The 21,722-nt window shown below is 73.4% G+C and carries 16 protein-coding genes; 7 read left to right on the top strand and 9 right to left on the bottom strand.

The window, feature by feature from the left end; all coding sequences use genetic code 11:
* Nucleotides 1-112 precede the first annotated feature (112 nt).
* From ABGA99_RS05405 to ABGA99_RS05385, 5 genes are all read right to left on the bottom strand, one after another.
* The gene (locus ABGA99_RS05405) at nt 113-1,348 is read right to left on the bottom strand and encodes an amidohydrolase (protein ID WP_347580999.1); all 1,236 of its coding nucleotides are present in this window, start codon (nt 1,346-1,348) and stop codon (nt 113-115) included.
* Between the two features lie 202 nt (nt 1,349-1,550).
* A complete protein-coding gene (locus ABGA99_RS05400) occupies nt 1,551-2,660 on the bottom strand; it encodes a hypothetical protein (RefSeq protein ID WP_347581000.1) in 1,110 nt (369 codons plus the stop codon).
* Nucleotides 2,657-3,607, bottom strand: coding sequence for an N-acetylneuraminate synthase family protein (locus ABGA99_RS05395; RefSeq protein ID WP_347581001.1), 951 nt, complete (start codon nt 3,605-3,607; stop codon nt 2,657-2,659). Before ABGA99_RS05395 ends, ABGA99_RS05400 begins: the two co-directional genes overlap by 4 nt.
* A 47-nt stretch (nt 3,608-3,654) precedes the next feature.
* The gene (locus ABGA99_RS05390) at nt 3,655-5,007 is read right to left on the bottom strand and encodes an acylneuraminate cytidylyltransferase (protein WP_347581002.1); all 1,353 of its coding nucleotides are present in this window, start codon (nt 5,005-5,007) and stop codon (nt 3,655-3,657) included.
* Between the two features lie 125 nt (nt 5,008-5,132).
* A complete protein-coding gene (locus ABGA99_RS05385) occupies nt 5,133-6,470 on the bottom strand; it encodes a DUF6716 putative glycosyltransferase (RefSeq protein ID WP_347581003.1) in 1,338 nt (445 codons plus the stop codon).
* Nucleotides 6,471-6,657: 187 nt separating this feature from the next.
* On the opposite strand from ABGA99_RS05385, the gene ABGA99_RS05380 reads away from it, so the two are divergent.
* From ABGA99_RS05380 to ABGA99_RS05360, 5 genes are all read left to right on the top strand, one after another.
* On the top strand, nt 6,658-7,635 hold the full coding sequence (locus ABGA99_RS05380) for a glycosyltransferase family 2 protein (RefSeq protein ID WP_347581004.1): 978 nt from the start codon (nt 6,658-6,660) through the stop codon (nt 7,633-7,635).
* The gene (locus ABGA99_RS05375) at nt 7,635-9,086 is read left to right on the top strand and encodes a polysialyltransferase family glycosyltransferase (RefSeq protein WP_347581005.1); all 1,452 of its coding nucleotides are present in this window, start codon (nt 7,635-7,637) and stop codon (nt 9,084-9,086) included. Before ABGA99_RS05380 ends, ABGA99_RS05375 begins: the two co-directional genes overlap by 1 nt.
* A gap of 248 nt (nt 9,087-9,334) precedes the next feature.
* Nucleotides 9,335-9,889, top strand: a complete 555-nt coding sequence (locus tag ABGA99_RS05370; RefSeq protein WP_347581006.1) for a hypothetical protein — start codon at nt 9,335-9,337, stop codon at nt 9,887-9,889.
* Nucleotides 9,880-12,093, top strand: a complete 2,214-nt coding sequence (locus ABGA99_RS05365) for a S1 family peptidase (RefSeq protein WP_347581007.1) — start codon at nt 9,880-9,882, stop codon at nt 12,091-12,093. Before ABGA99_RS05370 ends, ABGA99_RS05365 begins: the two co-directional genes overlap by 10 nt.
* Before the next feature lie 137 nt (nt 12,094-12,230).
* On the top strand, nt 12,231-15,557 hold the full coding sequence (locus tag ABGA99_RS05360; protein ID WP_347581008.1) for an ALF repeat-containing protein: 3,327 nt from the start codon (nt 12,231-12,233) through the stop codon (nt 15,555-15,557).
* A 66-nt stretch (nt 15,558-15,623) separates the two neighbouring features.
* Here ABGA99_RS05360 and ABGA99_RS05355 read toward each other — a convergent pair whose 3' ends face one another.
* Nucleotides 15,624-16,628 (bottom strand): YafY family protein, encoded by a 1,005-nt coding sequence (locus tag ABGA99_RS05355; RefSeq protein ID WP_347582240.1) that lies wholly within the window; start codon nt 16,626-16,628, stop codon nt 15,624-15,626.
* Nucleotides 16,629-16,690: 62 nt separating this feature from the next.
* Between ABGA99_RS05355 and ABGA99_RS05350 the strand changes: the two genes are divergently transcribed.
* Nucleotides 16,691-18,190 (top strand): MFS transporter, encoded by a 1,500-nt coding sequence (locus ABGA99_RS05350; RefSeq protein WP_347582239.1) that lies wholly within the window; start codon nt 16,691-16,693, stop codon nt 18,188-18,190.
* A 162-nt stretch (nt 18,191-18,352) separates the two neighbouring features.
* Nucleotides 18,353-19,177 (top strand): formyltransferase family protein, encoded by an 825-nt coding sequence (locus ABGA99_RS05345; protein WP_347582238.1) that lies wholly within the window; start codon nt 18,353-18,355, stop codon nt 19,175-19,177.
* A gap of 22 nt (nt 19,178-19,199) precedes the next feature.
* Here ABGA99_RS05345 and ABGA99_RS05340 read toward each other — a convergent pair whose 3' ends face one another.
* From ABGA99_RS05340 to ABGA99_RS05330, 3 genes are all read right to left on the bottom strand, one after another.
* On the bottom strand, nt 19,200-20,126 hold the full coding sequence (locus ABGA99_RS05340; RefSeq protein WP_347582237.1) for a tetratricopeptide repeat protein: 927 nt from the start codon (nt 20,124-20,126) through the stop codon (nt 19,200-19,202).
* Between the two features lie 678 nt (nt 20,127-20,804).
* Nucleotides 20,805-21,419 (bottom strand): DUF6879 family protein, encoded by a 615-nt coding sequence (locus ABGA99_RS05335; RefSeq protein ID WP_347582236.1) that lies wholly within the window; start codon nt 21,417-21,419, stop codon nt 20,805-20,807.
* The gene (locus tag ABGA99_RS05330; protein ID WP_347581015.1) at nt 21,412-21,681 is read right to left on the bottom strand and encodes a hypothetical protein; all 270 of its coding nucleotides are present in this window, start codon (nt 21,679-21,681) and stop codon (nt 21,412-21,414) included. Before ABGA99_RS05330 ends, ABGA99_RS05335 begins: the two co-directional genes overlap by 8 nt.
* Between the last annotated feature and the right edge of the window lie 41 nt (nt 21,682-21,722).

Genomic DNA, 21,722 nt, shown 5'->3' with positions numbered 1-21,722 from the left:
GTCCAGGCGGCGGCGGAGGCGACCCGATCCACTACGTGACGCAGCCCATCCGTCCGGCAACGGATACGGCGACGCAGGTGTCCAACTGATCACCCGGGTGAAGAGAGTGACGCTACGCCACGGCCCCCGCGTCCAGCAGCGCCGCCGCCGTGAAGAGTTCCACTCCCACGCGGATCGCGCCCTCGTCCACGTCGAAGTCCCCCTGGTGCAGATCCCGCGGCAGTCCGGTCTCCCCCACCGCCCGCACGCCCAGCCGTGCCAGCGCGCCGGGGACGTGCTCCAGGTACCAGGAGAAGTCCTCGCCGCCCAGGCTCTGTTCCGTCGTCTCCACCGACTCCGCTCCCCGCCGCGACGCCATCGCGTTGGCCAGCAGCGCCGTCGTCGCCGGCTCGTTGACCACCGGCGGGACCCCGCGGACGTACGTGATCGCGGACTTCGCGCGGTGCATCGACGCGACCTCGTCGACCGCCGCGTGGACCATGTCCGGGGCGCGGCGCCAGGTGTCCAGGTCCAGGCAGCGGACCGTGCCGGACAGTTCCGCGTGCTGGGGGACCACGTTGCAGGCGTGGCCGGCGTGGAGGCGGCCGAAGGTGACCGCCAGGCCGGCGCGGGCGTCGACGCGGCGCCCGAGGAGGGCCGGGACGTCGGTGGCCACGCGGGCGGCCGCCGTGACCAGGTCGGTGGTCAGGTGGGGGCGGGCGGTGTGGCCGCCGGGGCCGTCGAGGGAGATTTCCAGGCGGTCGCAGGCCGACGTGATGGCGCCCTGACGCAGGCCGATGCGGCCCACGTCCACGCGCGGGTCGCAGTGCACGCCGATGATCCGGCCGACGCCGTCGAGCACTCCGGCCTCGATCGCATCGGTGGCGCCGCCGGGAAGCACTTCCTCCGCGGGCTGGAAGATCAGCCGTACGGGATGCGGCAGCAGGCCCTCGCGGGCCAGGCCGGCGAGGACGATACCCGCTCCGAGGACGACCACCGTGTGCACGTCGTGGCCGCAGGCGTGGGCGCGGTCGGGGACGGCGGAGCGGTACGGCACCGTCTTGGTGTCCGGGATCGGCAGCGCGTCGATGTCCGCGCGCAGCGCCAGCATCGGGCCGGGGGGCGTCCCGCCCTCCTCGATGCCGATGTCGCAGATCAGCCCGGTGCCCGCCGGGAGCACCCGCGGTGCGAGACCTTCCTGTTCCAGCCGCTCCTTGATCGCCGCGGTGGTACGGAACTCCTGGTTGCCCAGCTCCGGGTGCACGTGCAAGTCCCGCCGGAACGCGATGAGTTCGGCGTTCAGCGCCGCCGGGAGCGCCCCGGGCAGCAGCGCGTCGGGGCCGGACTCGGGCTCTGCGTCACGGGACATCAGTCGGTTCACACTATGCAGCGTACGGGGATCACCGGGGCTACCGAGAAGGGATCAACAAAATTTCAGCCCCGCGGGTGCATGACCGGCGTACGCGGTGGGTACACTCCGGCGCTCGAGCGGCCGTCTCCCCCGTTCCCCCGTATCCGGTTCCCCCTGCTCCCCCGTTTCCGGCTCCCCCGTTCCCCCGTGTCCCGGCGCCTCACACCGACGCCGGCGCCCCCGACCACCCCGTCGCCGTCGCCGGGCCCACCGGCAGCCCGTCGACCCCGCGCCGTTCCCGGGCCGCCCCCGCCACCGACGACAGGAAGCCCTGCGCCCGCGGCGACGCCGTCTCCGTCAGCCAGCTCGGGTCGACCTCGCAGACCGCCACCTTCACGCCCGTACCCGCCAGTGCCAGCGGCAGCGTGTGCACCACCGTCGACGGGAAGCTGACGATCGTGCGGCCTATGGGGCCGCGGCGGGCGACGATCTCCAGCGGCAGGTCGGGGCGGACGATCTCCAGGCCGGTGTGCAGGTGGAGCCGGTGGAGCTTGTCGGCCCGCTCCCTGCGGTGCGCGAAGTAGCGCGTGGCGCCGTACGCCTTGGTGAGCGACGCCACCGCCTCCAGATACCGGTCGTGGTCCACGACGCCGGTCTCCACCAGGGAGGTGCCGACGAGGTCCGTGGCCGTACCGACGCTCGGCGGGCCGAAGCGGGAGCGGGTCCAGGCGAACTCGTTCGCCGTCACCTTCAGCCCGGGGGGCGGGTCCACCACCGGCATCGAGGTGAAGACCTCCACCCGCGTGCCCGAGGCACCGCTTCCCGCAGGCGTCAGCCGCCGCCGCGCCGCGCTCGCGACCGGCGCGAAGAGCATCCCCCGCGCCCCGCCGCTGCGCCCGCTGCGGTGCCAGCGGACGAACCGCTCCCCCCGCGAGAGCTGTGCCGTGAACTCCATCGTCGCCGTGCCGTCGTCCACGACGACGACCTCCCGCGCCTTGACGACCGTCAGCAGCGTCTGCACGTACCGCGAGAACGGGTCGCCCAGCACCACCCGGCGCGCCCGCCGCAGCGGGCGGGCCAGGCTCGTCAGGGTGCGCAGCGGTCCTGCCCCGCCGCGCGCCTCCTGCCAGCGGACTTCCAGGCCGTCGTCCATCGCCAGCTCCGCCATCCGGCGCAACTGGCCGCGTGAGAGCGGCTCGGTGGGGGGCAGCACGACCACCGTCAACGGTATGACGGTCCCGCCCTGGTAGGCCCACTCCAGCACGTTGAGCAACTGGACCGGGCTCTCCACCAGGGCGACGGTCGTGCCGCCGGCGCCGTCTTCGGTCATACGCCGACCGGCTCCTTCTCGACTCCCGCCCCGTCGGCCGCCTCGGCGGCCTCCGCGACGACTCCCTTGACCCGGCGCAGCTTCTTCATCGGCGCCAGCTCGCTGTCGTAGACCTTCTTCACGCCGTCGCCCAGCGACTCCTCGACCACGCGGATGTCGCGTACGAGCCGCGCCAGGCCCTGCGGCTCGACCGAGGCGGCCTGGTCGGAGCCCCACATCGCGCGGTCCAGCGTGATGTGCCGCTCGACGAAGACGGCGCCCAGGGCGACCGCGGCGAGCGAGGTCTGCAGGCCCGTCTCGTGGCCGGAGTAGCCGATCGGCACGTTCGGGAACTCGGCCTGCAGCGTGTGGATCATGCGCAGGTTCAGCTCGTCGGCCTTCGCCGGGTACGTGCTGGTGGCGTGGCAGAGCAGGATGTTGTCACTGCCCAGCACCTCGACCGCGTGCCGGATCTGCTTCGGGGTCGACATGCCGGTGGACAGGACCACCGTGCGGCCGGTGGCGCGCATGGCGCGCAGCAGCTCGTCGTCGGTCAGCGAGGCGGAGGCGGCCTTGTGGGCCGGCACGTCGAACTTCTCCAGGAAGGCGACGGCCTCGGGGTCCCAGGGGGAGGCGAACCAGTGGATGCCGCGCTCCTTGCAGTGCGCGTCGATCGCCCGGTACTCCTCCTCGCCGAACTCGACCCGGTGCCGGTAGTCGATGTACGTCATCCGGCCCCAGGGGGTGTCGCGCTCGATGTCCCACTGGTCGCGGGGGGTGCAGATCTCGGGCGTGCGCTTCTGGAACTTCACCGCGTCGCAGCCCGCCTCGACGGCGGCGTCGACCAGCGCGAGGGCGTTGTCGAGGTCACCGTTGTGGTTGATGCCGATCTCACCCGTGACGTACACCGGCCGGCCGGGGCCGACGACGCGGTCGCCAAAGGTGCGGAAACGCTGGGTGGAGCTCATGCAGATCTGTTCCTTACTCTCCAGACCCTCGCCAGGGAGGGATCGGGCTACAGGGAGGGACCGAGGATCCACGAGGCGATCTCGCGGATCGCTCCGTCGCCTCCGGGGGTGGACGTCACCGCACGCGCCGCGTCCCGCACGATCGCGTGGGCGCCGGCGACCGCGACGGGCCAGCCGACGAGGCCGAAGCACGGCAGGTCGTTCACGTCGTTGCCGACATAGAGCACGCGCTCGGGCGCGATGCCCTCCTCCTCGCACCACTGCTTCAGTACGATGTCCTTACGGTCGACCCCGTGCAGAACGGGGAGGTGAAGTTTGCGTGCCCGCGCGGCGACGACCGGGTTCTTTTCCGACGAAAGGATGAGCAGCTTCAGCTCGGCGCGGCGCAGGGCGGCGATGCCGAGGCCGTCGCCGCGGTGGACGGCGACGAGTTCGCGGCCGTCGGCGTCGATGTACACGCGGTCGTCGGTCTGGGTGCCGTCGAAGTCGAGGACGACGGCGTCGACGTCGCGGCGGGTGGGCAGCGAGCCGGGTCCGGGCACGTCGAGCAGGGGGGCCAGGGCGCGGGCGCGGGTCAGGTCGTCGGGCTCGTCGACCTCCAGGACGCGGGCGGCGTCGGTACGCACCGGGGCGGTACGGCCGAAGAAGCGGTGGCGGTGCTCGCGGAACCCGGGGGTGCGCATGGCGTACGCGGCGCCGGTCTCCAGCAGGTCCTGCGGGCGGTCCTGACGGCGGGGCCGGTAGGACTTGTCGTGGTTGACGCCGTAGCCCTGGGACAGGGCGGCTTCGACGGCCGGGGCCACCTTCGTGGGCGCGGCACCCGTCGCGGTGCCCGCCGCGGGACCCGCCGCCGCCTTGGCGACGGCGGTCGCCTCCGCGACGGCCGGGGTCTTCGCCGCCGCGGGGGTCCCGGCGACGGCGGCGGTCTCCGCCTCGTCCGCTTCGTCCCGCCAGATGAACCCGTGGAACGGCGCCACCGTCAGCGCGCTGTCCGCGCCCTCGGCCAGCACCGCCGCCGTGACGCCGTCTATGTCGGCGCCGGTCAGGAACGGGCTCGTGCACTGCACCAGCAGCACCGCGGCCATCGGCTCGCCGCAGCGCTCCTCGTGGGTGTCCAGCGCGTGCAGCACCGCCGCTTCGCTGGAGGCGGTGTCGCCGGCGATCTCGGCGGGGCGGCGGACGACCTCGGCGCCGGCCTCGCGGGCGACGGAGGCGATGGTCTCGTCGTCGGTGGAGACCACGACGTCGGTCACGAGCCGGGCCGCGAGGCACTGCCGTACCGCGCGGGCCACCAGCGGCACGCCGCCGACACGGGCGAGGTTCTTGCCGGGGACGCCCTTGGACCCCCCGCGGGCCGGAATGACCGCGAGCACGCGGGCTGCGGACTCGGGCTGGGACATGGAGGCTCCTTGCTGATGCGGGCCGGGGCGGGACGTCACGGCGTCGGCTGGTTCGCTTCTCCGCCCGCGCGGCGAACGTGCGGGTGCGCTGCCGGCCTGCGGGGTCGCGGCCGCGGGTGCGTCGCTCACAGCGCCCCCATACGGCGGATGAGGGGCGCGATGCGCTGGACGCCGCCCCGGTACGCGGCGCGCGCGGCCTTGCGCAGCAGCGTGCGCGCCCACCGCCGGAGCGGGCCGGGCTCGGCGGCGGCCGCGGCCTGCGGCAGCGGCTCGCCGGTGGGGGCCAGGCCGTGCCGGGCGAGGATCCGCGGCAGGTAGCCGCCCGCGGTCTCCGGGGTGTAGTACGGCGCCAGCGGCGGCAACTGAGGGTCGGCGACCAGGGTGGTCAGCCGGGCCCGGGCGCGGTCGAAGGCGGCGTCGTACGGCTCGGCGGAGGCCGCGCCGGGGACGCCCTGCCGGGACAGCCACACGGGGTCGGGCTTGGGCAGGTGGCCGGCGTCGAGTTCGTCCCAGGAGGCGAGGCAGCCGGAGCCGAGGAAGTGGTGGTTGCCCAGCGGCTCGCGTACGCCCAGGTCGGTCAGGACGGCGGTGGGGATGCCGCGGTGCAGGGACTCCAGCGCGGCGGTGGAACTGACGGTGACGAGCAGGTCGGTGCGGTCGAGGACCTCGCCCATGTTCCCGTAGACCAGGCTGCAGTTCGCGGGCAGGCCGCCGGGCAGCTTCCGGGCGAGCTTCTGGTACGGGGCCTCTTCGATGTGCGTCGTGTGCTCGCCCGGCCGGCTGCGCAGCTTGACCAGCACGTCCCGCTCCGGGTGCCGCTCGGCGTGCCGGGCGGCACGGCGCAGCAGGTACAGCCGGTCCTCGCGGTTGTCCGGCACGGAGGGCTGGACGGCGAAGACGACGGTGTACGGGCGGTCGCCGCCGGGGGCGGCCGGGTCGTACGCCGCGCCGTCGAGGAACGGCAGCGCGCACTCCACGATGCTGTTCGGCGAGGCGCCGACGCCCTCGTACACCGCGCGGAAGCGCTCGGCGTCCTGGCGGCTGTTGGCCAGCACGATGTCGGCGCCGTTGCGCAGGAGGAGGCCGTCGGAGAGCTTCTCGTACACGACGCCGACGTAGCCGGTGACGACCGCGGGGCGGCGCCGGGCACCCTGCCAGGCGCGGGCGAGGCCGTGGAGCATCGCCTGTACGGTGCCGCCGACGCAGGACAGGAGCACGACGTCGTAGCGGTCGGGGTCGGCGGCGGCCAGGAACTCGACCGCCGTGACCTCCCTCATCGCATCGGCGGGGACGCCGACCTCGGCGAGCTGGCGCGCCGTGGGCGTCGCCCGGCCGTGCAGCAGATACCCGTCGAGCACCGCCTCCGGGGCCATGCGGCGAGCGGTGAGCGCGCCCCATTTCCAGCGGGTGTCCGAGTCGGCGAGAACAGCGGTGCGAAGCTGTGACGGGGGGTCGTTGAGCACGCCGCCGACGGTAGGGAGGCATTCCGCTCGATGGCCCAACACCGGCCGTACAAATGGTTAACAACACGCCGCCGAACGGCGAACCCGGTCGCGGAAGGACGGCGTTCACCGTTCCGCCGCCCGGCGTTCACGCCCGCGTCGGGGCAGGGCAAGCCCCGGGCGCGGGGCGGCCCCTAGCATCGCCTGGATGCGTCAGCTCTCCGTGATCGTTCCCTTCTACAACGTGCAGGACTACGCGCCCGAGACGCTCGCCTGCCTGCGCGCCAACGCGGCACCGGACACCGAGTTCATCCTGGTCGACGACTGCTCGACGGACCGCACCGGCGAGCTGCTGGAGCGGGCCGCGCGCGACCTGCCGGGCGCCGTGCACGTACGCCACGAGCACAACGGCGGCCTGGCCACCGCCCGCAACACCGGGCTCGACCGGGCCCGCGGCCGGTACGTGACGTTCCTCGACGGCGACGACTGGCTCGCCCCCGGCTACTACCGCCGGCTGCTGGCGGCCATCGCCGAGCTGGACTGCGACTTCGTCCGCACCGACCACGTGCAGTGCGCCGCCCGCGCCCGCACCCTCCACCGCGTACCGCACGGCCGCCGCGGCGTCGTCCAGGACCCGCGCTCCGCGATCCTGCCGGCGACGCGCACCACGTCGGTCGACTACGCCTACGCCTGGGCCGGCATCTACCACCGGCGGCTGCTGGACGAGGGCCTGTTGCACTTCCCCGACGGGCTGCGGACGGCCGAGGACCGGCCGTGGATCTGGCGGCTGCACCGCGAGGCCCGGACGTTCGCGGTCGTCGGACTGCTCGGCGTCTTCTACCGCCGCGGCGTCGCGAACTCCCTCACCCAGATCGCCGACGTGCGCCAACTCGACTTCCTGCGCGCCTTCGACCAGGTGGTCGAGGAGACGGCGGCGGACCGGGACGCGGAGTTGCTGCTGCCGAAGGCGGTGCGGAACTACTGCGCGATCATCGCGCACCATCTGAAGAACGGCGAACGGTTCGAGAAGCCCGTGGCCCGCAGACTGCGCGAGAGGAGCGCCGACGCGCTGCGGCGCATGCCCCGGCACGTACTCACGGAGGTGCTGGACGCCATGGACACCGACCGCTCCGACCTGCTGCGCCGGCTGCACCGCCGGGGCGTACCGGCGGAGGTGGCCGGCTGATGACCTCCCCGTCCGCCGACCCCACAGCCTCCACGGCACCCCTGGCCCCCCTTACCGCGTATTCGCCGCTGCAGATCCGGTACGCGCCCGGCCGGCACACCCAGGTCTTCGTGGCCTCCACCCTCTACGGCACCGCGACCCTCGCCGCCGCCCTGGACGCCGGCCTCTTCCCCGCCGCGGACCGCCGCATCCTGCTGATCACCAACAACGCCGCCAACCCCGAGACGTCCCCGGCCGTCGACACCATGGCCGGCTTCGCGCACCTGCGCTCCCGCTTCGACGACGTACGCGACTGGAACCACGCCATCCGCCCGCTGCACCCCGCCGCGTGGGAGCCGCGCGCCGAGGACGTACCGCTGTGGGAGCGGCACCTGCGGCTGCTGTGGGGCCTGGGCGACGACCGGCTCACGCTCGTCGTGGAGTCGATCCAGGTCAACCCGGCGCGGGCGCTCGTCCAGCTCTTCCCCGACGCGGCCCTGCACGTCTACGCCGACGGCCTGATGAGCTACGGCCCCACCCGCAACAAGCTCTCCTCCTTCGTCGGCGCGCGCGTCGAGCGGCTGCTCCACCCCGACCTGCTGCCGGGCGTACGGCCCATGCTGCTCACGGAGTTCGGGGTGCCGCCGGAGATCGTGCCGGCGGAGGAGCTGAAGAAGGTACTGGCCGAGATGGCGGCCGCCGCCGACCTCGACCTGCCCGCCGCCGGGCTCGCCGAAGGGTCCTCGCCCGCACTCCTCCTGGGCCAGTACCTGTCGGCGCTGAAGATCCTCACGGCGGCGGAGGAAGAGGAACTGCACGTGCGGATGCTGCGCGGCGCGGCCGGACTGGGCCACCGCAGCGTGGTGTTCAAGCCGCACCCGATGGCGCCGGCGCGGGTCTCGCGGCTGCTGGAGGAAGAGGCGGAAGGCCTCGGCGTGGCGCTGACGGTGCTCGACTCCCCGGTGCTCGCGGAGGTGCTGTACGAGCGGCTGCAACCGGCGCTGGTGGCGGGGGCGTTCTCCACGGCGCTGATGACGGCCTCGACGCTGTACGGGCTGCCGGTGGCGACCGTCGGCACCGACACGCTGCTGGAGCGCCTGACCCCGTACGAGAACAGCAACCGCATCCCGGTCACGATCGCCGACGCGCTGCTGCCGTCGCTGGACGACCCGGCGGCGGTCCGCGACTGGCGGGCGCCCACGGCGGCGGAGGCGCAGGCGGCGCTGGGCGGGCTGCTGACGGCGGTCGGGTTCACGATGCAGCCGCGGATCCACGCGCGGCGGCGGCCGGAGGTCGAGCGGTGGCTGGCGGCGGAGCTGGACGCGGACACGTGGCGGTACTTCAAGCGGCGCCGGCTGACGGTGGAGGGACTGCCGGGCGGGGTGCCGAAGCGGCTGGCGTTCGTGCCGCGGAGCCCGGCGGTGCGGCGGGTGGCGCGGCGGGCACGGGCACTGCGGCGTCGGCTGCGGTAGCGGAGGGTGCCTGCCCGGATCACCGGGCCGGATCCGCTGCCAGAAAACCTCCCAGAAATCGTCAAGGTTCCTGTGCAACCGTTCGAAGGCAAGCAGGGGCGACGAGTTCGCGGTGCTCGACGAGGCTGAGCCTGCCACACACGCGCCCGCCGCGACCTCCGGGTCGACGGCTTTCCATGCCCGCGCTCGTCGACGGTGCGGCTCACGCTTACCTCCGTCCAACGATGTGACAGGAAACGGGGCTTCTGTTGAGATTGCGTTCACCATTACTCGTCACCGCTGCCGCGGCGCTGGCCGTCGTCGCCGGTGCCCTGCATGTCGCCCAGGCCGACGACCCTCCGCCCACGGGCGCACCACTGCAGGAGGAACCCGCCTACGCGGTCGAGGACTTCGCATACCCGCAGGCTGCACGGATCCAGGAGGAGCGCGGGTTCCAGCTCAAGCGGGGAGACGGCCATATCGTTCTTACCGAGTGCGGCGAGGAGGGGCTGCTGAGGGTGGAGGGCAGAGTGAAGGAGGGTGGCCTCCAGGAAAGCCCCGTATGTTTCCGCGTCACCGGCAGCCAGGGGTATCTGAGCATGGAGATCCCCTCGGTGTACAGAATCGTGGGAAACGACTACTACACCACGGCGCGTATGACGGCGGGGGACGGCGAAGTCGTCTGCCAGATCGGCAGGAACACCGGTGTCGGGGTTGGCGAGGGGCAGGGGCCGGGCCAGCCCGAGGAGACGCTTCTGGAACTCGTCACCAGCAACGAGCCCCCTGAGGACGCTGGCGATCCGGAGGAGGGGCCATGCCGGTGAGCCGGCTCCGTACCGCTGCCGTCCTGGTCGCGCTCGGCACCGCGGCGCACCTGCTGACCACCGCCGCCCCGGCGCCCGCCCTTGCCGGCCCCGCCGAAACCGACAGCAGCTACGAGTTCGCCGTACGGCTGGACCTCGGTGCCGGCCAACGGGCCTGCTCGGGGGCGCTGGTGGACGCCGAGTGGGTGCTCACCGCGGCCAGTTGCTTCGCCGACGACCCCTCGGCCGACCCGACGGCTCCCGCTGGCAGGCCGCCGCTGGACACCACCGCCACCGTCGGCCGCACCGACCTCACGACCGCCGCCGGCCAGGTGCGCGACGTCGTCGAACTGGTCCCGCACCACGACCGTGACCTGCTCCTCGCCCGTCTCGTCCGCCCTGTGGACGCCGTCGTCCCGGTCGCCCTCGGGGATGCCGTACCCGTAGTCGGGGAGCAGCTGATCGGCGCCGGCTACGGCCGTACCGCCGACGAGTGGGCGCCGCTCACCCTGCACACCGGCACCTTCACCGTGGACGCCGTGGGCACCGGCGAGATGAACGTCGTCGGGCAGGACGGTGCCGCGGTCTGCCGGGGCGACGCCGGCGGACCGGTGCTACGCGAGTCCGCCGGGCAGCTGGAGCTTGTCGGGGTGCACAGCCGCACCTGGGAGGCAGGCTGCTTCGGCACGGACGTGGGGGACGGTGAGACCGATCCCGTCGCAGGCGCGCTCGACACTCGGGTGGACGACGTACCCGAGTGGGTCACCACGACCGTCGGCACCCCCCGCCCCAGCGACTTCGACTGCGACGGCGCCGAGGACGTCGCCGCCACCGACCCCCGGGCCACCGTCGGCGGTGACCCGGGCGCCGGCCTCCTGCGTGTCGTCTACGGCGGCGACCGCGCGCCTGCCGTGCTCCAACAGGACCTCAGCCAGGTCCCCGGCTCGGCCCAGCCGGAGGACGGCTTCGGCGAGGAGCTGGCGGTCCTCGACCACAACGAGGACGGCTGCACCGACCTGGTCGTCGGCACTCCGCTGGACGATACCGGCGCCGCCGACGCGGGCAGCGTGACCATCCTGTACGGCTCGCCCGACGGCCTCGGCGAGGGCGAGGAGGCGCTCTATCTCCACCAGGGCAACGGCCCCGGCGTCGTCGGCTCCGCCACTGCCGACCCCAACGACCAGATGGGGCAGGCGATCGCCGCCGGGCACACCGACACCGGCGTGCCGTACCTGCTGATCGGCGTTCCCAACGAGGATGTCAACGGTGCCACCAACGCCGGACAGGTCTTCTACCTGCGCGGCAACAGCACCCGCCAGCTGCACCAGGACCAGCCCGGGGTGGCCGGCTCCGCGGAGAACGGAGACCGCTTCGGCGCCTCCGTCGCCGGCTCGCCGCACCACCTCGCGGTCGGCGCCCCCTTCGAGGGGGTGCAGGACGCCTCCGCCGCCGGCATGGTCTGGCTCTTCGACCACACCATGAACGAGGACAACATCCCCGCCCCGCTGGACAGCCTCAACGAGAACACCGACGGCGGCGGCGCGGCGGCCGAGAGCGGCGACCGCTACGGCGCCTCCCTCGCCATGGCCGCCTACCGCTCCGCCGGCGAGGACGGCACCTGGGAATCGGTCCTCGCCGTCGGCGTGCCCCGCGAGGATCTCACCGTCGACGGCACAGCCGCGGTCGACGCCGGCCGCGTCGCGGCCTTCCGGGTGAACGCCGCCGGGGCCGCCGGTCCGCTCGCCAACATCCACCAGCAGGGCGCCGGCGTCGACGACACCGCGGAGTCCGACGACCTGTTCGGCACCGACGTATCCGTGGTGAACACCGCGCTGCGGACGGTGAGCAGCGACACCACCGTGCTGCTCGCGGTCGGCGCCCCCGGAGAGAGCACCGGCGGCGCCACCGGCGCGGGCGCGGTGCAGACCTTCGGCCTGCCCACCGCCTCCGGGGACGCCGCGTTCTGGATCGAGGCGGGGAACGGCTCCGGGCTGCCCGGCTCCCCCAGCGCGGGCGCGGGGGTCGGCCGCCACCTGCATGCCACCGGCACCCGCCTGTATGTCGGCATACCCGACGGCCCCGCCCCCCACGGCGCCCTGTACGCGCTGCCGTGGGGCAACGCCACCGGCGGCCACGCCGGCGAGACCGGGGCGGTCACCACGTACGAACCCGGCCTGAACGGCCTCCCCGCCTCCGGGGTGGCGTTCGGCTGGGCTGCCCGCTGACGGCCCTCTGCCGGCACGCGCACATCCGACGCCAACGGGAGAACACGGGAGAACAGCGCCACCCGCGAGCCCGCCGGCCCTTCCGCCCCGGGCTCGCGGGCCCATCCCGCATGACCACACACCCAGGGGGATCCCTCATGAACACCGCGTTCTGGAGCCGACGCCACCTCCTCGGCGTCTTCACCGCCACCGCGGCCACCGTCCTCATGCCGTCGGTGCCGGCCGCATACGCCCGCACCGCCGCGGACGAGGAACCGTCCGACGACTTCGAACTGCCCGACACCGCACGCGGCATGGCCGTCGAGGCATGGCTGATCGGCGGCACCTCGGTCAGGGCCGCCGCTGCCGCCGCGCTGGCCGGGACCGACACCGACATCCAGACCTTCCTCACCGACCAGCTCCCCGCGGCGACCGTCGAGGACCAGCGCGTCGCTGTCGTCCAGCAGCTCGCCGTCGCCGGCGCCGGGGTGCGTCGTGGGGCGTCCGCCGCGCTCGACACCGGCGGCGAGGCCATCAGCGCATTCATCACCGAAGGGTTCCGCCCCGCCCTGGCCGAGGACCTCCGGGTGGCCACCACCATCGTCTCCAGCACCGGCGGCCCCGCCGTCACCCGCGCGGCGAACACCGCCCTGGGCGACGGCACCCCGGAGGTGCTGGAGGAGTTCCTCACCAACGGCCAGTACGACGCCCACGCGGAAGACATGCGGGTGGAGACCGTCACCATGCTCAACGGTGCCGGCTCCCAGGTGCGGGAGTACGCCAACCGCGCCCTCGACGGTGGCCCCGCCGACCTGCAGTGGTTCCTCGACACCGGTCAGCACATCGCCCGCGCCCGGGACCAGGAGGCGACCACCATCGAGGAGCTCGTCGCCGTCGTCGAACGCGAGGGCAGACGGGCCGCGGCCGAGACCGACCGCGCCGAGGTGGCCTCCGAACGCGCCCAGACCGCCGCGGAGAAGGCCAAGCAGGCAGCGCAGCAGGCCGCCGAGGAGGCCCGCGCGGCGCAGGACGACGTCCGGCGCGCCGCGGCAGCCGCTCGCAGGGGCGCCACCGCGGCCAAGGGGGCGGCGAACGCCGCCCGTAACGCGATCGTCGCCTCCCAGACCGCCGTTGCCGCCTCCCGCCGTGCCTCCCAGGCCGCCAACGCCGCCTCCCAGGCCGCCGCCAAGGCCGGTAGCGCCGCCGCCGGTGCGTACAGTGCCGCCATCGCCGCCTCCAAGGACGCCTCCCAGGCAGCGGCGGCCCGCAACGCCGCCGTCGCCGCCCGCAACGCCGCGGCGAAGGCCCGCAGCGCGGCGACCGCCGCCGGGCACGCGGCCACCGCCTCGGAGTCGGCCGCCCGCTCCGGCGCCGCGGCTGCCTCCGCCGCCCTGAACGCCGCCGCGGCTGCCGGTTCCGCCGCCGAGGCCGCTGAGGCAGCCGGCGTGGCCGTGGCCGAGGCCGCCGAGGCCCGCCGTGAGGCACAGATCGCGAACGCGGCAGCGGCACGCGCCACCAGCTCGGCCGGACGGGCACAGCAGCTGGCGACCAAGGCCGCCAGTGCCGCGAACACCGCCCGTATCGCCGCCAATTCCGCCGCCGAACACGCCGAGAACTCCGCCGACGCCGCCGAGGAGGCCGCCGAACACGCTGGCGAGGCACTCGACTTCGCCAACAAGGCCACCGCGCACGCGAACAGTGCGATCGAAGCCGCCAACACCGCCACCGAGGCCGTCAACAAGGCGGTCTCCGTGGCTGAGGAGGCCCGTGCGGCCGAGCTCGCCGCCCTGGACGAGGACCGGGCAAGGGCGCTTGACGAGGCCCGGGTGCTGGCCGAGATCGAGGCGGAGGACCTGGCCGCGCGTGAGAACAAGCGGACCCAGGAGGAACAGACCGCCCAGGAGACCATGGACCTGATCGCCGCGGCCGAGCAGGCCCTCGCCGACGGCGACTTGGGCCGGGCCGCCACCGTGGGCCGCCGCGCCGCTACCGGCCTGTTGGCCGGCCACGGCAGCTGGAGCCGGGAGGCCGCCGCGTTCGCCCTCGCCGGCACCGACGCCGACGTCCATGCCTGGCTCGACACCGACCGTCTGCTCGCCCAGGACGAGGACGACCACGAGACCGCCCTCTACATCGCCGAGGCAGCCTCGTCCCCGGTGGCCCGGGCGGCGCAGGCAGCGCTGGAGAGCGAGGCCCCCGAGACCGTACGGACCTTCCTCATCAGCGGCCAGGTCGAGGCCGCGGCCGAGGACAACCGCGTCCAGATCACCCAACTCCTCTCCGCCGACCCGGGCCCCGCGGTGCGTGCCGCCGCCGAGGCCGCGCTGGACGACGGCAGTGCGCAGGCACTGCAGGACTTCCTCGTCGACGGGTACCCCGCGGCCGTCCGCGAGGACGACTCCGTGATCGCCACCCAGCTGCTCTCCAGCAACGGCCCCTATACCCGGGCCTACGCCGAGGCGGCGCTGACGGGCCCGACGTGGATGCGCCGCAACTTCGTCCACCGCGTCCAGTACCTGGCCGCACAGGTCGACCACGACTACTTCACCCACGCCGCCGCCATGCTGGGCACTATCGACGCGGCCCGGGAGATCGCCGAGCGCGCGCAGGAGGACGCCTGCCGGGCCTCGAAGGTCGCAGCCGAGGCCCGCGAGGCGGCCGAGGAGGCGGACAAGTGGGCGGAACGGGCCAGCGCCTCCGCTCAGCGTGCCGAGCAGTACGCCGAGCAGGCCGGGCAGCACGCCGACGCGGCCGACGCCTCCGCCGCGGCGGCCAGGCTCTCCGCGGCACAGGCCGCCGCCGCGGCGACCACCGCCCGCCGCTCCGCCCGGGCAGCCAACTACTCGGCCAACGTCGCCCTCGGCGCCGCCCACCGCGCCGGGGTGTCCGCGTACGAGGCCCAGGGCTCGGCCGCCGCCGCCTGGCGGTCCGCGGTCGCGGCGGGCCTGTCGGCCAAGGAAGCGGCCGAGGCGGCCAGCCAGGCCCGTGTCATCGTCGCCCAGCAACGCCGGGCCGAGGCGGCCGAGGCCGCCCGCGAGGCGGCCGAACGAGCCGAACGCAACGAGGAGAACAACACCAACCCCAGCGACACCGAGGAACACGACCAGGTCAACTGGGAGGACTTCCAGATACGCCGGAGGCCGATCAGCTTTGCCAGCTTCTTCGGCGACCTGAGCACGGCCAGCGGTTACGGGGCAGCGATCGCCGCCGTCACCGCCCCGCCGGCCGCCCCATGGTTGGGGGGCTTCTCCCTTGCCACAGGTGGTCTCTCCGCCGGTCTCTGGGCCGTGGAGTGCGGCTTCAGCTGCGAGGAATTCCAGGTGGCAGCCGGGAGCTTCGCGATCAGCGGATTGCTGGGGTTGCAGGGCACTGTGGTCAAGTCGTTCGTCGGCGACGAGATGGCGGCGTCCATGCTCTTCCGGCTCACCGACGCCGGCCTGAACCTGGTGTCCCCCCTCACCAGCACGCTCGGCAGCCTCTTCTGACGCGCCGGCCGCCCGCTGCCCGCCGGCGAGGGCCCCACGGCCTGAGCCCCGCCACTCCCCTGCCCCCTACCCCGCCCCGCCCCTCTCCCGTGCCCCTTCCACCTCGGTCTCCTCCGTCCCTGCCGCCCGCGACGCGCGGCCCGCGAGGTCCCGGAGGTACTGCGCCAGCTCCCGCGGCTCGTGCACCTCGAACTCGCAGCCCAGCGCGGTCAGTCGCAGCGCCAGCCAGTCCAGCGCGTCCGCCTCCGTCACGAACGCGCACCGCCCCTCGTCCAGCCGCGTCAGCCCCTCCGTGCCGCCGAGGCGGCGGGCCAGTTCCTTGTACGGCGCGTGCAGCGTGGCGCGGGCGCGGTAGCGGGGCCGGTCCCCGCCCATCCGGGCCTCGACGAACGCCGCCGCGTCCGCGGCCGGCAGCTCGCGGCGCGGCGGGCGGACACCGGTGGCGAAGGGGCGGGTGATGCGGTCGACGCGGAACATCCGCCAGTCGTCACGGTCGTTGTCGTACGCGACGAAGTACCACCGCCGGCCCGCCGCGACCAGCCCGGCGGGTTCGACCAGCCGCTTGGTCTCGGTGCCGTCCGCCGCGCGATAGCCGAAGCGCAGCCGCTCGCCGCCCGCCGCGCCGGCGGCCAGCACCGTCAGCACCTCGGCGTCGACCTGCGGGCCCTGCCAGCGGGTCAGCGGGGTGGTGGCGGTGCCGAGCGACGTGACACGGCGGCGCAGCCGCGAGGGCAGCACCTGCTCCAGCTTCGCCAACGCCCGTACGGACGCCTCCGCGAGACCCGCGACCGTCTGGCCGGCGGAGCTGCGCAGGCCGACGGCGATGGCGACGGCCTCGTCGTCTTCGAGGAGCAGCGGGGGCATGGCCTTCCCCGCCACCAGGCGGTAGCCGCCGACGGCGCCGCGGGTGGCCTCGACCGGGTAGCCGAGGTCGCGCAGCCGCTCGATGTCGCGGCGGATGGTGCGGTCGGTGACGCCGAGACGTTCGGCCAGCTCGCTGCCGGGCCATTCGCGGGGCGTCTGGAGGAGGGAGAGCAGGTGCAGAAGCCGCTTGGGAGTGTCGGTCGTCATGTTTTCCAGACTGCCTTCCCTTTAGGACATGACCTGTCCTATACGGATCCTAGATTACCGCTATGACCTTCCAGAACGCCTCTGTGGCAGGACCGGATCGCCGCCGGTGGATCGCGCTCGCCGTGGTGCTGACGGCCTCCTTCATGGACCTCGTCGACGCGACGATCGTCAACATCGCCATCCCGAGCATCCAGGAGGACACCGGCGCCTCCTTCGGCGCGATCCAGTGGATCACCGCCGGCTACGCGCTCGCCTTCGCCATCGGCCTGATCACCGGCGGCAGGCTCGGTGACATCTACGGCCGCAAGCGGGTCTTCCTGCTCGGCATGGGCGGCTTCACCATCGCCTCGCTGCTGTGCGGCATCGCCGCCGACCCGGCGATGCTCGTGGGCTCGCGGGTGCTGCAGGGCGCGATGGCGGCGCTGATGGTGCCGCAGGTACTCAGCATCATCCACGTCACGTTCCCCGCGGAGGAACGCGGCAAGGTCTTCGGGATGTTCGGCGCGGTCGCCGGCCTCGGCGCGGTGTCGGGCCCCATGATCGGCGCGCTGCTCACCGAGTGGGACCTGTTCGGGCTGGCCTGGCGGCCCATCTTCCTCATCAACCTGCCCGTGGGCATCGCCGGCCTGATCCTCGGCCGCCGCTTCATCAGCGAGTCGACGGCCCCCGACGCACTGCGCCTGGACCTGCGCGGGGTGCTGCTGGCCACCGCGGGGCTGCTGATGCTGCTGTACCCGATCACCATGGGCCACGAGAACGACTGGCCGGTGTGGGGCTTCGTCTCGATGGCGGCGAGCCTGCCGGTGTTCGCCACCTTCGTCGCGTACCAGAAGCGCAAGCAGCGCGCGGACGGCTCGCCGCTGGTCGAGCTGACGCTGTTCCGGGTGAAGAGCTTCGCCGCGGGCATCGGGGTCCAGCTCACCTTCAGCACCGGGCTGGGGATCTTCTTCCTGGTGTGGACGCTGTACATGCAGCTCGGCCTCGGCTGGAGTGCGCTGCACGCGGGCCTGACGGGGCTGCCGTTCTCGCTCGGCTGCTCGGTGGCGGCGGGGGTGTCGGTGCAGACGCTGACGCCGCGGTTCGGGCGGAAGGTGCTGCACGGTGGCGCGGTGATGATGGTGTCGGGAGCCCTGCTCTACCTGACGGCGTCCGACCGCTACGGCACGGAGATCTCCACCTGGCAGATGGCGCTGCCGCTGACCCTGCTGGGCGCGGGCATGGGCCTGATCTTCGCCCCCCTGACGAACGCGGTCCTCTCCGGCGTCCCGCGCCGCCACGCGGGCTCGGCGTCGGGCCTGATCAACACGACGAACCAGTTGGGGATGGCGCTGGGTCTGGGGCTGGTGTCGGTGGTGTTCTTCGGCGCGATGGACGAGCCGACGGGCCCGCAGGAGGTGGGCCCGGCGTTCGCGGGGGCGTTCGAGAACGCGATGTGGTGGGTGATCGCGATCCTGGGAGTGGTGTACGCGCTGCTGTTCGCCCTCCCGAAGCGCAACCCGGCGGACCCGGAGCCGGAGAAGGCCGCGGAGCCGGACCAGAAGAAGGAACTGGTGGCCGTCTGACCACGACGACACCGCTACGGAGCGGGGTGCAGCCCCACAGGGGCAGCACCCCGCTCCGTTGCGCGGGCGGGGTTTTCCGCGGCCCCGGCCGCCGCGGAAGTCGCCCTCCGGGGCCCGGTGCCTCGCTATGCTGCCTCGGTGAGCGTTGCCATGCGTGTCGGCTTGATCTCATTCGGTGCCCGGGAGTTCGCCACCCTGCACGAGGTCTGCGTGCAAGGCGGCCACACCCCCGTCGTCTACGCCTACTCCCGTTCCATGCGCCCCAGATCGGTGACCGATCCAGCCGCCGCCGACACCGCGGGGCGCATCACCGCCGCGCTGCCCGCGGGGATGGATCTGCTCTTACCGGGCAGCTCCGCGGGGCTCGGGGCAGCCCTCGGCGGATACGGTCTCGATCTCCTCGTCTGCTTCGGCTTCTCGTGGCGGCTGCCCCCGGCCGTCCTCTCGATCCCGCAATACGGGGTCGTCAACGTCCACTGTTCGATGCTGCCCGAGTACCGCGGGCCCGCCCCCGTGCTGTGGGCGATCCGGAACGGCGATCCGAGGCTCGGCGTCACGGCCCACCGCATGAACGAGGAGTTCGACGCCGGTCCCGTCCTCGCCCAGGAGCGCACGGTCCCCATCCCGGACGACGCGACCCCCGAGGCGCTGTGGCCCGCGCTCGCGGCGTCGCTCCGACGGGTGCTCGCCGTCGCGCTGGAGCGTGCCACGGACCCGTCCGCGGGTGAGCCGCAGTCCGCCATCGGAGCGACCTACGCGGGGCTCATGGAGGAGGCGTTCTCCGTCGTCGACACCGCGCACACTTCTCGTGCGGTGCACAACCAGGTGCGGACTCACCGGTACATCGGCCCGGGCCGGGGCCCGGTCGCGACCGTCGGAGGACAGCGCATGAAGGTGTTACGGACCAGCCTCACCCCCGCCGACGGCCCCCGCCTGGACTGTGCGGACGGGCCCCTGTGGATCGCCGAGTCCGCACCCGCGGAGTAGCTCCGCACCACGGGGACCTTCCTCAGGAAGCTTCGAGCCGCGCGGCCACCCGCTCCGCCAGCGCGCTCGCCTCCGGGTCGTCGAACCGGCCCAGTTCGCCGGCCGCCTCCTCCCAGACCGTACGGGCCGGCTCCCCCAGCCGCCCCAGCACCTCCGCCAGGTTCACCAGCGCATGCGCGAGTTGCCAGTGGGCATCGGCCTCGCGAAACCGTTCGATGGCCTCGCCATGGAGACCGGCCGCCTCCTCCAGGCGGCCGAGCGCACCGCACGCCTCGCCCGCGATGTCCAGCGCGGCGGCCTCGCGAGCGGTGTCGCCGAGGCGTTGCTGCACGGCCGCCGACTCGCGGGCCAGTCGCAGGGCTTCCGCCGCGCGGCCGCGCGCGAGTTCGACGCGGGCCGACTCGGCCAGCCAGTGGCCCTGCCAGAGCCGGTTGTCCTCCGCCGCGGCCAGGGACAGCGCTTCGGCGATCGCCCGCGCGGCTGCCCCGGGGTCGCCGGATTCCCGCCGGGCCCGGCTGAGCAGCCACAGTGCGTTGCCCACCCCGAAGTGGTCGTCCAGATCCCGGAAGTCCGCGAGCACCTGCTCCACGACTTCGCACGCCTCGCCCGGACGGCCGGCGTCGCACAGCGTCTCCGCGAGGTTGGTACGCATCAGGGCCGTCCAGCGGCGTTCGCCGAGAGTGCGGAACGTCTCCGCGGCTTCGGCGAAACGGAGTTCGGCTTCGTCCAGGCGGCGGCGCCGGAGCCCGAGGAGGCCGAGGGCGTTGGTGGACACCGCCGTGCCGTGGACGTCCCCGAGCCGCCGCCGGATGGCCAGCGCACCCCGGTGGCACTCCTCGGCCTCCGCCAGCCGCAGTCTCTGGAACTCGGCCTTGCCCAGGCTCTCCAGCGCCTCCGCCTCGCCGGCCTCCGCCCGGGTCGCCGGTCCGCTCGTCGGCTGTGGTGGCACGCAGCAGGGTGACGGAGTCGTCCGCCGGGAACGTCGGCACCCGTATGCGTACGGCATCACCGTGGGTCACCAGGCCGGTGAGGTCGTCCCGGCTGGTGACGAGGACGAGCGATGCGGCGGTGCCAGGCAGCAGGGGCCGTACCTGGGCGCTGTGCGCGGCGTTGTCGAGGAAGATGAGCATGCGGCGGCCCGCCACCAGCGAGCGGAAGAGGGTCTCGCGCCGCTCGCGTACCGCGGGCACCTGCGCGGCGGGAATGCCCAGGTCCTCAAGGAAGTGACCGAGCACCTGCTCCGGGGCCGCCGGGGCCTCTGCGGCATAGCCGCACAGGTTGGCGTACAGCTCCCCGCCGGGGAAGTGCTCCTGCGCGGCATGGGCCCAGTGCAGCGCGAGCGAGGTCTTGCCGACCCCGCCGGTACCGGTGAGCGCCGCCACACGCGACGGCCGCGGCCGGGCCGCGTCGTCCGCGAGGAGGGAGTCCAGCCGGGCGAGCTCCCGGGACCTGTTGACGAAGTGTCCGACGCCGCCGCGCAGTTGATGCGGGACGATGGCCGGCGTCGCCTGCCCGTGCTGATGCAGATGCAGCCCGCCGCTGATGTCCCGGGCCTGGACGACGGCGTGGGCGACGGTCTCGCCCCCGACCCGGTTGACGTGCCCCGGCGCACCGTCACCGCCCATCGCTACGTCTGGGCGGGTGGAGGCGGCAGGTGCGCGACATGCCCGTCGAACCGGTCGAGCAGGGGTTCCCCGGCTTGGTAGAGCTCCTGGATGAAGCTCTGGCAGCGCAGGATGAGATCACGGTCGACGAACTTCCGCGCGGCTTCCAGAATGCCCCGTTCGTCGTACACGGCCTCGTACATCACGTGTTCACCGAGGGTGTAGATCTCGGGAAGCGGGCCGTCGGACTCATACTGCACGACCTTGTCCGCGTCGATGACGTGGATAAGCCCACCGGACTCGGCACGGACCCGCAGGGCGTGCAACTCCCACTGCATATACGGGCTCAGCGGCTCCTCCACCACCCGGATCCGCCGGGAAGTGAAGCCGTGCTGCTTCCCCTTTTGGTGATACCGCGTCAACTCCTCCCGGCCCGCCTCCAGCAACCGCAAGGATTCCTTCCAGTCACCGCGGGCGAAGGCCTCCCAACTGTCGTACCCCGGCTCCTGGAACGTCTGCTGCCGCTCCAGCTTCCAGAACCCGAGGTCGGCACTGCGCCAGTAGTGCGTTTCGAAGTCTGCGTAGTAGGGGGCGAGGGGCATACGCTCGCTCGTCGCGCCGTCGAGCAGGCTACTCATCCGGGATATCCGTCTTCGCCGCGATGACCGTCGCCCGCGGGATGACGACCAGGCGCTCACCGGGGTCGACGCTCACCCCTTCGGGGAGCCGTCCCCGGTAGTCGGTGGTCAGGTCGGTGCCGATGACAGCGACATCGCCGTTCTCCAGCTCCCACACATCCGGGCAACTGACGTCACCGGAGGTCTGCCCGAGTTCATGCGACGACTTCCCTAAGCGCCGTGCGAACGCCGCCGCCGGGTCGGCTTCCCACCTCGTGTCCATGGTCCCCTCCGCATGTGAAACAACGCACGGAGCGTACCACT

Origin of the sequence: Streptomyces sp. B5E4, from assembly GCF_039871555.1 — a bacterium.
In the GTDB taxonomy this organism is placed as follows: domain Bacteria; phylum Actinomycetota; class Actinomycetes; order Streptomycetales; family Streptomycetaceae; genus Streptomyces.
Note: the sequence above shows the minus strand (reverse complement) of the source record. Positions and strands in the feature narration are given on the sequence as shown.